This window comes from Burkholderia sp. 22PA0106, from assembly GCF_047497155.1.
Lineage (GTDB): Bacteria > Pseudomonadota > Gammaproteobacteria > Burkholderiales > Burkholderiaceae > Burkholderia.
On sequence record NZ_CP163163.1, the window covers coordinates 3,448,518 to 3,461,648 of the forward strand.

10 protein-coding genes are annotated in these 13,131 nt (G+C 66.5%); 3 read left to right on the forward strand and 7 right to left on the reverse strand.

Features of this window, described 5'->3' with window-relative positions; all coding sequences use genetic code 11:
* Positions 1 to 6 precede the first annotated feature (6 nt).
* The 5 genes from AB4850_RS30300 to AB4850_RS30320 all read right to left on the reverse strand — a co-directional run bounded on the left by AB4850_RS30300 (position 7) and on the right by AB4850_RS30320 (position 4,596).
* Positions 7 to 474, reverse strand: coding sequence for a MarR family winged helix-turn-helix transcriptional regulator (locus AB4850_RS30300; protein ID WP_414443093.1), 468 nt, complete (start codon positions 472 to 474; stop codon positions 7 to 9).
* Positions 471 to 875, reverse strand: coding sequence for a MarR family winged helix-turn-helix transcriptional regulator (locus tag AB4850_RS30305; protein ID WP_414443094.1), 405 nt, complete (start codon positions 873 to 875; stop codon positions 471 to 473). Before AB4850_RS30305 ends, AB4850_RS30300 begins: the two co-directional genes overlap by 4 nt.
* 212 nt (positions 876 to 1,087) lie before the next feature.
* Positions 1,088 to 2,002 (reverse strand): LysR family transcriptional regulator, encoded by a 915-nt coding sequence (locus AB4850_RS30310; RefSeq protein ID WP_414443095.1) that lies wholly within the window; start codon positions 2,000 to 2,002, stop codon positions 1,088 to 1,090.
* Positions 2,003 to 2,340: 338 nt separating this feature from the next.
* Positions 2,341 to 3,675, reverse strand: a complete 1,335-nt coding sequence (locus AB4850_RS30315) for an MFS transporter (protein WP_414443096.1) — start codon at positions 3,673 to 3,675, stop codon at positions 2,341 to 2,343.
* 36 nt (positions 3,676 to 3,711) lie between these two features.
* Positions 3,712 to 4,596, reverse strand: coding sequence for an isocitrate lyase/PEP mutase family protein (locus tag AB4850_RS30320; protein ID WP_414443097.1), 885 nt, complete (start codon positions 4,594 to 4,596; stop codon positions 3,712 to 3,714).
* 227 nt (positions 4,597 to 4,823) lie between these two features.
* On the opposite strand from AB4850_RS30320, the gene prpR reads away from it, so the two are divergent.
* Positions 4,824 to 6,791, forward strand: a complete 1,968-nt coding sequence (gene prpR, locus AB4850_RS30325; RefSeq protein ID WP_414443098.1) for a propionate catabolism operon regulatory protein PrpR — start codon at positions 4,824 to 4,826, stop codon at positions 6,789 to 6,791.
* An 86-nt stretch (positions 6,792 to 6,877) separates the two neighbouring features.
* Here the strand turns inward: prpR and AB4850_RS30330 are convergent, their stop codons facing one another.
* Entirely contained in the window at positions 6,878 to 7,462 is a 585-nt protein-coding gene (locus AB4850_RS30330; RefSeq protein WP_414443099.1) for a single-stranded DNA-binding protein, read from the reverse strand.
* 79 nt (positions 7,463 to 7,541) lie between these two features.
* Positions 7,542 to 8,732, reverse strand: coding sequence for an MFS transporter (locus AB4850_RS30335; RefSeq protein WP_414443100.1), 1,191 nt, complete (start codon positions 8,730 to 8,732; stop codon positions 7,542 to 7,544).
* Between the two features lie 227 nt (positions 8,733 to 8,959).
* Here AB4850_RS30335 and uvrA point away from each other — a divergent pair, with 227 nt between their 5' ends.
* Together uvrA and AB4850_RS30345 are read left to right on the forward strand one after the other, a co-directional pair.
* Positions 8,960 to 11,830, forward strand: coding sequence for an excinuclease ABC subunit UvrA (gene uvrA, locus AB4850_RS30340; protein ID WP_414443101.1), 2,871 nt, complete (start codon positions 8,960 to 8,962; stop codon positions 11,828 to 11,830).
* A 179-nt stretch (positions 11,831 to 12,009) separates the two neighbouring features.
* Positions 12,010 to 13,095 (forward strand): AI-2E family transporter, encoded by a 1,086-nt coding sequence (locus AB4850_RS30345; RefSeq protein ID WP_414443102.1) that lies wholly within the window; start codon positions 12,010 to 12,012, stop codon positions 13,093 to 13,095.
* Positions 13,096 to 13,131 lie beyond the last annotated feature (36 nt).

The following is a 13,131-nucleotide window of genomic DNA, read 5'->3' on the forward strand; positions in this document are numbered from 1 at the left end:
GCAAGCTCAAACGCCGTTTTCGAGGATGCGGTGCAGCATCCGCTTCAACGAGCCGACTTCCTCGGGCACCAGGCCCACGAGCGCTTCGTCGATCACGCCGGCATAGAGCGCCGGCATCGCCTCGGCGAGCGCGCGGCCCGTTTCGGTCGGCACCAGCCGCACGATGCGTCGATCGTCGCGATCGCGCTCCCGGGTCAGCAGCCCGCGCACTTCGACGCGGTCGAGCACGCGCGTGATCGCGCTGGCGTCCACGCAGCAGTCGCGGGCGAGATCGGCGGCCGTCTCGCAACGGCCGGCGGCCAGCAGGTACAGCATCTTGCCCTGCACGCCCGTCACGCCGAGTTCGGCCTGCGCGCGCTGGTTGATTCGCAGCGCGAGGCGCGCGTGGGTTTGCGTGAGCAGGTAGCCGAGGCTCGCGCCGAATTCGTCGGCCGGCACGGTCAGCGCCTGCGGCGGCAATTGCAACGGTTTCATGCAGGCGCTCCCCCGGGCACGCATTCGCGTGCTGCGGCAAACAGTTCGACATCGAGCGCCTGCGCGCGCCGCAAGCCGAACCGGCTCTCGAACACGGCCTGCGCGGCACGCCAATGACGCATCGCGTCGCCCAGCTTGCGCTGCCCTTCGAGCGTCAGCGCAAACCGCTGCCGACGCGCGCCCTCGCTCGGCGCCTGAACGATCAACGCCGCGCCCAGCAACGGTTTCAGCGTGCGAACCAGCGTCGTGCGGTCGGTTGCCGTGGCGCGCGCCAGCTCCGCCATCGTGGTGCTCACCGAATCGCCGAGCGAGCGGAGGATGCAGAACTGCGAAAGCGTGACGCCGGCTTGCGACAGATACAGCTCGTAAAACCGCGAGACATGTCGCGCGGCCTGACGCATCGCAAAACAATGGTCTGTTTCGGAAGATTCTCTGTGCATGCGCACAGACTAGAGATGAGGGGCCGGGTCAGCAATGCCATGGAAAGCAATCAATTATCACTGTCGCGACAAGAATCGACCCGGCAAGCATTTAATACGTTCACGACGCTCGCGGCCCCGAGGCACGCCATTTGATCCGGATGAATTTGGGCGAAACGCCCGCCTGGAAAGGCTCAGCGCGGGACGGGCGGCGACGCGGTTTCGAAGAACGCGACCGTATGCTCGATGAAGCTGCGGACTTTGGCCGGCATCAATGTACGGGAACTGTAAGCAAGCCGGATCTCTGCGCCCATGTCGACCAGCGAATAGTCCGGCAGCACCGGCACCAGCCGGCCCGCCTCGCGGTCGGCCGCCACCACCGAACTGGGCAGCATGCCGATCCCGAAACCTTGCAGCACCATGCCGAGATTGAACGGCGCGTTGTTCGATTCGATCTCATAGCGGAACGGCACCGTCAGCGTCTCGCCGTCGACGCCGAAGCGCAGCTCGGGCTTGCGTATCGAGGTGGAGAACGCCACCACCAGGTGGTCGGCGATCTGCGACGGGTGGGTGGGCGCCGAATGGCGCGCCAGGTAATCGGGCGAGGCCACCAGTTCGAACGGGATCAGCTCCATCAGGCGCGTGACGACGGTGTCCGAGGTCAGCATGAACGGCAGCAGCAGGCCGATGTCGTAGCCTTCCGCAACCAGATCGACCGGCCGTTCGGCCAGCGTCACGTCGATGTTCACCTTCGGATACTTGAGCTTGTAGCTGGCGATCAGCGGCTGCAGCCGGTGCATGGTCGCCGTTGCGTGCGAGATCACGCGCAGCACGCCGGTGGGCTCGCGTGCCTGCGTGGATGCGCCCTCTTCCAGCGCATCGAGATCGGCGATCACGCGCACGCAACCTTCGTAGAACTGCTCGGCCGCTTCGGTCAGCGAGATCTGCCGCGTGGTGCGATTGAACAGGCGAACGCCGAGCCGTTTCTCGAGCGCGGCGATCGCACGCGACACGACCGGGGTGGACAGGCCGAGCATGTCGGCGGCACGGGTAAAGCCGCGCGCCTCGACGACCGAACAGAAGATACGCAGGCTATCGATATATTCCATGACGACGTTTCCGGGTAGCGTGCGCGATTCGACACGGCTCGCGCAGGATCGCCACGCGGTAGTGTCGCTGCGTCCAGGGCGGACGGCAGAGCGGCATTTTATCGTTTCCCGACCGGAGCCGCCGGGCCTCGAATCGGGAGGGCAGCATGCCCTGCCCGTGATGACGGATCAGAGTCGAAAATATTGTGATGGAGAACGAAACAACATCGGCGTGACGCCGCACGTCCGTACGGCACCACGAGCTTGTTTCGGAGACCGATGCAATCACGCCGGTCTTCCGGCGCGCCCAAACGATGCGGCAAACCGGCCCGGCGCTCGGATGCCCATTCGGTTTGCCCTCAGGCAGCGGCCTGCCTGACACGCGTTTCCGGCATGCGCAAATAGACGATCAACGAGATCGCCGCGCAGGCCGTCACGTACCAGTAGAAGTACTGTTCGTGGCCGCTCGCCTTGAACCGCAGCGCGACGAATTCCGTGGTGCCGCCGAGGATCGCCGTGGTCAGCGCGTACGGCAGGCCCACCGCGAGCGCACGAATCCGCACCGGGAACAGCTCGGTTTTCGCCAGCATGTGCACGGACGTGAAGCCGCTCAACATCACGAGCCCCGCGAACGACAGCAGGAATGCGATCAGCGCGCTGTGCGTGTGACTCAGCGCCGTAAACAGCGGCACCGAGAACAGCGTCGTCGACAGGCCGAAGCAGATCAGCACGGCGCGCCGCCCGAACACATCGGATGCAAGCCCGAACAGCGGCTGCAACGGCATGTAGAGCAGCAGCGCGGCGGCCGACACCAGCGTGGAGGTTTCCTTCGTCAGGCCCACCGTGTTCACGAGGTATTTCTGCATGTACACGGTGAACGTGTAGAAGCCCACCGTGCCGCCGATCGTGATGCCGATCGCCAGCAGGATCTGCGGCCAATGATCGAGCAACTGCCGCGCCACCGACGGGCCGCCCTCGCGCGCGGCGCGGCGGAACGCATCCGATTCGGTCACGTTGCGGCGCATGTACAGCGCAAACAAGGCGAGCGCGCCGCCGATCAGGAACGGCACGCGCCAGCCCCAGCGTTCGATCTGCGCGCCGCTCATCAGCAGGTTCTGCATGACGAGCATCAGCGCGAGCGCCACCAGTTGCCCCGCCACCACGCTGACCTGCAGGAAGCCCAGATAGAAGCCGCGCCGGTTCGGCGGCGCGATTTCGCTGAGGTACGTGGCGCTGGTGCCGTATTCGCCGCCCATGCTGAGGCCTTGCAACAGCCGCGCCGCGATCAGCACGAGCGGCGCGAGCACGCCGATCGTCGCGTAATCGGGCGTCACGGCGATCATCAGCGAACCCACGCACATCGCCGTCACCGACCAGGTCAGCGCCTTCTTGCGCCCGTGCCGGTCGGCATACAGCCCGACCAGCCAGCTTCCCAGCGGCCGCGCCACGTAGCCCACCGCCGCGATCGCCGCGGTATTCATCAGTTGTACTGTCGGCTTGTCGCTCGGGAAGAACGCCTTCGCGAAGTAAATCGAAAAGATGCTGTACGCGAGAAAGTCGTACCACTCGATCAGGTTGCCGGCCAGGCCGCCGACGATCGAGCGGATCGTCGGGGCCGGCGCCGATGCGGCCGCTGTCGCGTGCGCCGCCGTACCGGGCGCAGCGCCGATCTCAAGATCCCGCAGGTTCGTCATGTTGTCTCCTCTTATATGTGCTCCGGATCGTCGAGTTCAGCCCTTCGGGGCGTACTCGCGATCGAGCTGGTCGTAGAACGGCTTGTTGACGAGGCGCTGGCGCTCGGCGAACGGCGCGACGATCGACGGATCCTCGTCGAGCCGGCCGTTGGCGCTCAACTGGCCGAGCGCGCGCTGCATGCCGACCAGCGCGCCTTGCAGCGCCGCGTTCGCGTACAGCACGAGCGCGTAGCCGAGGCCGGCCAGCGTGTCGCGCGACTGCACCGGCGTCTTGCCGCCGATCACGATGTTGATGAGCTGCGGAGCGTCGATCAGCTTCGGCAAGCGCTCGATGTCCTCCAGCCGCTCGGTCGCCTCGATGAACAGGATGTCCGCGCCGGCCTCGATCAGCGCGTGGCCGCGCTCGATGGCGTCCTCGATGCCGTGCACGGCCGCCGCGTCGGTGCGCGCCATGATCAGCAGGTTGGCGTCGTCGCGCGCATCCACCGCCGCGCGGATCTTGCCGACCATCTCGCTGCGGCCGATCACTTCCTTGTTGTTGAAATGGCCGCACTTCTTCGGCATCACCTGATCCTCGAACTGGATCGCGTCCGCGCCGCTGCGCTCCAGCGTGCGAACCGTGTGACGCACGTTCAGCGCGTTGCCGAAGCCCGTGTCGGCATCGACGATCAGCGGCAGGTCGACCGCATCGCGCACCCGCGCGGTGTGTTCGGCGATGTCGCTCAGGCCGATGAAGCCGAGGTCCGGCAGGCCGAACGACATGTTGGTGACGCCCGCGCCCGTCAGGTACAGCGCCTCGAAACCGGCATCCTCGATGACGCGCGCGCTCATCGCGTTGAAGGCGCCCGGCACGAGCAGGCCGCGGCGTTCGTTGACCTTGGTGCGGAACGCGGCGCGTCGCACGTTTGCGGAGGAGGACATGGCAAGTTCCTGATGATGAAGGTGGGTTGGTCCGGCCTGTGATTGCGAAAAACGTGCCAATGGCGTGTTTCGGCGTGGAGCACGGCGGGAAGCGACCTGGCGGGGCCTGACGGCAGCGAATGGCGACCGGATTTCGCTCGATGCGTTTCATGGCAAAATCCGCGAAACGTTTTCGAGCGCATCGAAACGTTTCACGAACGTTCCACCTTCATTTCGCCGTCACGCCCATGTCCTCGCCCAATTCGCCCCCGCGCCAGGGCCGACCGGCCATCGCGCTCGTCAGCATCAGCCGCCTGCAGCATCTGTTCGCGACCGTCGCGCCGCGCTACGACGATCAGGCGCGCCTGATCTATATCCGCGAGGGCTATGGCAACGCCGTCGCGGCCTTGCAGCCGGCCATCGAGGCCGGCACGGTGGATGTCGTGCTGGCCGCCGGCTCGAACGGCGCGTATCTGCGCGACAACCTGAACGTGCCGGTGGTGGTCGTGCGCGTGAACGGCTTCGACGTGCTCGCGGCCATCACGCACGCCAACGCCACCTGGCCCGGCGAAGCGATCGGGCTGGTGCTGCACGAGAGCATGTCGCACGAGTTGGCCGACCTCGGCGCGTGGCTCAAGCTGCGCCTGACGCAGCGCGCCTACCGCACCGTCGACGAGGTGCGCACCGCCGTCGAAACGCTGGCCGCGTCGGGCTGCCGCGTGATCATCGGGCCGGGCATGGCCTGCGATCTGGCGCAGGCGGCCGGCCTCGAAAGCGTGTTCCTGTACTCGCTCGGCGCGGTGGGCGAGGCGTTCGAGCGCTCGGTCGAACTGGCGCGCGTGAGCCGTCAGAAGGAATCGAAGCGGGTACGCCTGAACACCATCGTTTCGCACCTGCGCGACGGCGTGGCCGCGTTCGACGATGCCGGGCAGCTCGAAGCCGTGAACCCGGCGATGCTCCACTTGCTGAACCTCGATCGCGGCAGCGACGTGGCCGCGCAGCTCGAACGCGCGGTCGGCCCGCTGCTGCGCGAGGTGGCCAGCAGCGACGCGCCCGTCGACGAGCGGATCCAGCAGATCGGCGGACGTTCGCTGATCGTCGGCGGCGTGCCGATCGTCGAGCAGGGCGTGCGCTCGGGAACGGTCGTGACGGTGCAGGACGCGCTCGTCGCGCAGCGCATCGACCGCTCGCTGCGCACGACCCAGCGCCCGCGCCATCTGGTGGCCCGCTACGAGCTGGGCGACCTGGTGGGCGAATCGGCCGCCATGACGCGCGTGCGCCGGCTCGCGACGATCAGCGCCCGGCACGACGCCACGGTTCTGTTGACCGGGGAAAGCGGCACCGGCAAGGAGCTGGTCGCGCAGGGCATCCACAACGCAAGCTCGCGGCGCGGCAATCCGTTCGTCGCGTTCAACTGCGCCGCGCTGCCCGACGGGTTGATCGAGAGCGAGCTGTTCGGCCACGAGGAAGGCGCGTTCACCGGCGCGCGACGCGGCGGCAAGCCGGGCCTGATCGAGACGGCTCACACCGGCACGCTGTTCCTCGACGAGATCGGCGAGATGCCGGCCGCGCTGCAAAGCCGGCTGCTGCGCGTGTTGCAGGAGCGCGAAGTGATGAAGCTCGGTGCGAGCCGCGCGACGCCGGTGGATATCCGCGTGATCGCCGCGACCCACCGCGATTTGCGCGCGATGGTGGCGGAGGGGAGCTTCAGGGCCGATCTGTATTTCCGGCTCAACCTGCTGAATATCGCGCTGCCGGCGCTGCGCGAGCGGCGGGAGGATATCGCGGCGCTCGCGCGGCACCTGTTGCGGGCGACGGCCGCGCGTTACGCGTTGGCGCCGGGCTCGGTCGAGCGCGTGCTCGCGTGGTTCGCGCCGTATTTCGTGCGTTACGCGTGGCCGGGGAACGTGCGGGAGCTGGAGAACCTGCTGGCGCGGGCGGCGCTGTTTGCCGAGGGGGATGAAGGGGATGCGTCGATGTCGGCGTTGTTGGCCGAGATTTTTCCGGAGTTCGGGGCGGAGGATGGGCCGTTATCGCCGGAGCATGAAGAGGACGCGACGCGCGACGGGGTTCAGGCTCGGCCAGCGCCGGTCACGCGCGAGGACATCGAGCAGGCGCTCGCGGCGCATGGCGGCAATCGCGCCGCGGCGAGCCGGGCGCTCGGGATCGGACGCACGACGCTGTGGCGGATCTTGAAGGCACCGTCGTCGGCTTGAGGAAGGTGCAGCGACGTCACGGCAGGCAATAAAAAAAGCCTCGATGCGCAATCGAGGCCTTTCTACAACAGATGGCGAGTTGCCGATCAGAACGGGATATCGTCGTCCATCTCGTCGAAACCGCCGCCCGACGGCGGCTGGCTCTGACGGCTCGAACCACCACCGCCACCACCGCCGCTGCTGCGCGCACCGCCACCACCACCGGATGCACGGCCACCGCCACCGCCGCGCTCCATGTCGCCGCCGCGGCTGCCGCCACCACTGCCACCGCCATAACCGCCACCACCACCGCCGCCGTAGCCATCGTCACCACCACCGCCGCCACCACCCGCGCCGCCACGGCCGCCGAGCATCTGCATCTGGTCCGCGACGATTTCGGTGGAGTAGCGATCCTGGCCGTCCTGACCTTGCCACTTGCGGGTACGCAGGCGTCCTTCGATGTACACCGCCGAGCCCTTCTTCAGGTACTCGTTGACGATCTCGGCCAGACGGCCGAAGAACGCCACGCGATGCCACTCGGTCACTTCCTTGAATTCGTTGCTTGCCTTGTCCTTGTAGCGATCGGTGGTGGCAAGACGAATGTTCGCCACGGCATCGCCGCTCGGCAGGTAACGCACTTCGGGGTCGGCGCCGAGGTTGCCGACGAGAATGACCTTGTTGACGGATGCCATGTATTTCTCCAAAAGATTCGAAACCGGCCGGCGCGAAACCCACGCGGCGGCCGGCGAAACAGGCGCCGCGCGACGCCCGTCAGGCCTTGCGCGGCGGCTGTTTCATGCTGGCGGCGATTATAAGCCAGACCGCAACCAGGGCAGAGCACGTATAGAACACCTCGTTCGCCCCGCCCGTCTTCAGCAGCCAGCCGCCCACCACGCCGCCCAGCGCCAGGCCGATCGATTGCGTGGTGTTGTAGACGCCGGTGGCCGCGCCCTTGCGCGAACCCGGTGCGAGCTTGGACACGAGCGAAGGCTGCGAGGCCTCGAGAATGTTGAAGCCGAGGAAGTACACGAACAGCACCGCCGCGACGATCACTATCGTATGCGGGGTCGAGCCGAGCAACAACTGGCCGATCAGGATAGACGCGATGCCGCCGAGCAGCACCGGCTTCATCTTGCCGCGCTTCTCGGCCACGATGATGGCCGGCACCATCGCCACGAAGGCCAGCCCCATCACCGGCAGGTAAACCTGCCAGTGCGAGGCCACCGGCAGCCCGGCGTCGACCAGCAGGCGCGGCACGACGAGGAACAGCGCGGTTTGCGTGGCATGCAGCACCAGCACGCCGAAATTCAGGCGCAGCAGCTCGGTGTTGCGCAGCACCTCGGCGAACGGCGCCTTCACGTGCACCGGCGGCTGAGGCGCGTCGGGCACCACCCAGAACACCACGCCGATCGCCAGCAGCGAGAGCACGCCGACGATCGTAAACAGCCCGTTCATGCCGACCCAATGGAACACGATCGGCGCACCCACGATCGCCACCGCGAACGACACGCCGATCGAGCCGCCGACCATCGCCATCGCCTTGGTGCGGTTGCGCTCCGAGGTCAGATCGGCGATGAACGCCAGCACCGCCGACGATACCGCCCCCATTCCCTGCACGACCCGGCCGACGATGATCCACGTGATGTCGTGGGCAAACGCGGCGATGAACGCGCCGAGCGCGAATACCAGCAGGCCGAACGCGATCACCGGCTTGCGGCCGAAACGGTCGGATGCCCAGCCGTAAAGGATGTAGAACATCGATTGCGTGACGCCGTAGGCGCCGAGCGCGAGGCCGACGAGCAGCACGTTGTCGCCGCCGGGGATGGTTTTCGCGTAGACGGAAAACACCGGCATGATCATGAACAGGCCCAGCATGCGCAGCGCGAAGATCGCGGCAAGCGAGGCGGTCGCGCGCATTTCGGGCGCGCTCATGCGAGCGGAGGAAGCGGACGGATTGGACATCGGGGGAAGCGGGTCGATTTGAGCGGGCATCCGCCCGATAGGCGGGCGGCGGGGATAAGGCCGGCTCCGAGTCGCGCCGCCAGGTTGCCTCGCCTGCGCCGCAAGCTGCGCAGCGCGTGCTCCGAAACACCTGCGCGGCAGGCGAAACGAGAGCCGGGAGCCCGAAACGACGGTCTCGAAAAGCCGTTATAGTAGCAGGTTTGGTTTCCTCCTCTTTCGCCAGGTTCATGGAACAGATCCGTATCCGTGGGGCACGCACCCACAACCTGAAGAACGTCAATCTCGACCTGCCCCGCCACAAGCTGGTGGTCATCACGGGGCTGTCGGGATCGGGCAAATCGTCGTTGGCGTTCGACACCCTTTATGCGGAAGGGCAGCGGCGCTACGTCGAAAGCCTGTCCGCCTACGCGCGGCAGTTTCTTCAGTTGATGGAGAAGCCCGACGTCGACCTGATCGAGGGTTTGTCCCCGGCGATTTCGATCGAGCAGAAGGCGACGTCGCACAACCCGCGTTCGACCGTCGGCACCGTCACGGAAATCCACGACTACCTGCGACTTTTGTACGCACGCGTCGGTACGCCCTACTGCCCCGATCACGAGATCCCGTTGCAGGCGCAAAGCGTCTCGCAGATGGTCGATGCGGCGCTGGCGTTGCCGGAAGACACCAAGCTGATGATCCTCGCGCCGGTGGTCGCCAACCGCAAGGGCGAGCACGCGGAGCTGTTCGAGGAGATGCAGGCCCACGGTTTCGTGCGGTTCCGGGTGCGCTCGGGCGGCGGCACGGCCAACGAGGGCGTGGCGAAGATCTACGAGGTCGAATCGCTGCCGAAGCTCAAGAAGAACGACAAGCACACCATCGACGTGGTGGTCGACCGCCTGAAGGTGCGCCCGGACATGAAGCAGCGTCTGGCCGAATCGTTCGAAACGGCGCTGCGCCTGGCCGACGGCCGCGCGATCGCGCTCGAGATGGATACCGATCACGAACACCTGTTCAGCTCGAAGTTCGCCTGCCCGATCTGCTCGTATTCGCTGCAGGAACTCGAGCCGCGCCTGTTCTCGTTCAACAACCCGATGGGCGCCTGCCCGGAATGCGACGGCCTCGGCCAGATCACGTTCTTCGACCCGAAGCGGGTGGTGGCGCATCCGTCGCTGTCGCTGGCCGCCGGCGCGGTCAAGGGCTGGGACCGGCGCAACCAGTTCTACTTCCAGATGCTGCAAAGCCTGGCGGCGTTCTACGAGTTCGATATCGACGCTGCCTTCGAGGATCTGCCCGAAAAGGTGCGCAAGATCCTGCTGTACGGCTCGGGCAAGCAGGAAATCCCGTTCTCGTACATCAACGAGCGCGGTCGCACGACGATCCGCGAGCATGTGTTCGAGGGGATCATCCCGAACCTGGAGCGCCGCTACCGCGAGACCGATTCGGCCGCGGTGCGCGAGGAACTGGCCAAATACCAGAACAACCAGCCGTGCCCGGCCTGCGACGGCACGCGCCTGCGCCGCGAGGCACGCTTCGTGCGCATCGGCTCGGGCGAGCAGGCGCGCGGCATCTTCGAAGTGAGCGGCTGGCCGCTGCGCGACACGCTCGGCTATTTCGACGGCCTCAAGCTCGACGGTTCGAAGGCCGAGATCGCCGACAAGGTCATCAAGGAAATCGTCGCGCGGCTCACCTTCCTCAATAATGTGGGCCTCGATTACCTGTCGCTCGAACGCAGCGCCGAAACGCTGTCGGGCGGCGAGGCGCAGCGCATCCGGCTGGCCTCGCAAATCGGCTCCGGCCTCACGGGCGTCATGTACGTGCTCGACGAGCCGTCGATCGGCCTGCACCAGCGCGACAACGATCGCCTGATCGCCACGCTCAAGCACCTGCGCGATCTCGGCAACTCGGTGATCGTGGTGGAGCACGACGAGGACATGATCCGCACGGCCGATTACGTGGTCGACATGGGGCCGGGCGCCGGCGAGCACGGCGGCGTGGTGATCGCCGAAGGCACGCCGAAGCAGGTGCAGGCCAACCCGGCCTCGCTGACGGGCCAGTATCTGGCCGGCAAGAAGTTCATCGAATACTCCGACGAGCGCATGGCGCCCGACGAGGACCGCATGCTGCGGATCGGCGACGCGCACGGCAACAACCTCAAGCACGTCTCGCTCGACCTGCCGGTGGGCCTGCTGACCTGCATCACCGGCGTGTCCGGTTCGGGCAAGTCCACGCTGATCAACGACACGCTCTATCAGGCCGTCGCGCGCCACCTGTACGGCTCGTCGGCCGAGCCGGCGCCGTACGAATCGATCGAGGGCCTCGAGCATTTCGACAAGGTCATCAACGTCGATCAATCGCCGATCGGCCGCACGCCGCGCTCGAACCCGGCCACCTACACGGGCCTGTTCACGCCGATCCGCGAGCTGTTCTCGGGCGTGCCGGCCTCGAAGGAGCGCGGCTACGATCCGGGCCGCTTCTCGTTCAACGTCAAGGGCGGGCGCTGCGAGGCCTGCCAGGGCGACGGCGTGCTGAAGGTCGAGATGCACTTCCTGCCCGATGTCTACGTGCCGTGCGATGTCTGCCACGGCAAGCGCTACAACCGCGAAACGCTCGAAGTGCTGTACAAGGGCAAGAACATCAGCGAAGTGCTCGACATGACGGTCGAGCACGCCTACACGTTCTTCAACGCGGTGCCGGTGGTGGCGCGCAAGCTCAAGACCCTGCTCGACGTGGGCCTGGGCTACATCCGGCTCGGCCAATCGGCCACCACGCTGTCGGGCGGCGAGGCGCAGCGCGTCAAGCTTTCGCTGGAGCTGTCCAAGCGCGACACCGGCCGCACGCTCTACATCCTCGACGAGCCGACCACCGGCCTGCACTTCCACGACATCGCGCTGCTGCTCGAGGTGATCCACCGGCTGCGCGACCAGGGCAACACGGTCGTCATCATCGAGCACAACCTCGACGTCATCAAAACCTCCGACTGGGTCATCGACCTCGGGCCGGAGGGCGGCGCGGGCGGCGGGCAGATCATCGCCCAGGGCACGCCCGAGCAGGTCGCGAAAACCAAGGCCAGCTTCACCGGCAAATACCTCGCGCCGCTGCTCAAGCGCCCGAAGCAATAAATTCGCGGTCCCCACCGCCGCCGTGGCCTCTCCGGCCCGGCGGCACGTTCATTGCTCCCCTGTTCCCGGTATCCGCAGCGGCATTTTCCGCCGTCAATCGTTGCTATACTCGCGCGATGCGGGCGGCGTGCGTCTTGTCCACGAGCGCGCGAACCGTACCGACCGAAACAGGAACCGTCATGGAGAAGCACACCGAGTCGACGCGCGACGCCCCGTCACGCGAGCCTCATCTGCGCAGTGTCAGGCTGACGAGCGACTTCAGCCTGCCGAAGCTGTCGGCGATCGAGATCGGCAGCTACCTCCTCGCCGCACTGGGCCTGTTCCTGGTGCTCCATCTGAAGCTGCTGTCGGGCCTGCTGGCCGGGCTGCTGGTCTACCAACTCGTCCACACCATCGCACCGGCCATCGAGCGTCACATGTCGAGCGGGCGCGCGCGCTGGCTCGCCGTGGTGCTGCTGTCGGTGGTGATCGTCGGCGGGCTGGCCGGGCTCACGGCCGCGATCATCGAGCACGTCGAGCACACGGTGCCGAACCTGCAGGGCCTGATGGGCCAGATGATGCAGATGGTCGACCAGGCGCGCGGGCGCGTGCCGGGCTGGGTCGCGAACGTGCTGCCGGTGGATGCCGAGCAAATGAAGGTGAAGGCCACCGGCCTGATGTCGAAGCACATGGACCAGCTCCAGCAAGGCGGCAAGAGCGCCGCGCGGATCTTCGGCCATGTGCTGTTCGGCATGATCATCGGCGCGATGATCGCGATCGGCGTGGATCGCAACAAGGCGCGCCGCCCGCTTTCCACGGCGCTGCTGACGCGCGCCGGGCTGTTCGCCGATTCGTTCCGCCGCATCGTGTTCGCGCAAATCAAGATCTCGGCGATCAACGCCGCATTCACCGCCATTTATCTGCTGGCCGTGCTGCCAGTCGTGCACGTGAAGATGCCGCTGTCCAAAACATTGGTGCTGATCACGTTCATGGTCGGGCTGCTGCCGGTGATCGGCAACCTGATCTCGAACACGATGATCGTGGCGGTGTCGCTGTCGGTGGGCGTGGGCACGGCGATCGCGTCGCTTGCGTTCCTGATCGTGATCCACAAGCTCGAGTACTTCCTGAACGCGCGCATCATCGGCGGCCAGATCGAATCGCGCGCATGGGAATTGCTGCTGGCGATGCTCGTGATGGAAGCGGCGTTCGGCGTGCCGGGCGTGATTGCCGCGCCGATCTTCTATGCCTATATCAAGCGCGAGCTGTCGACGCTGCGCCTGATCTGACGAAGCGAGGGCGGCGCGTACCGCCCTCGCGCCCTC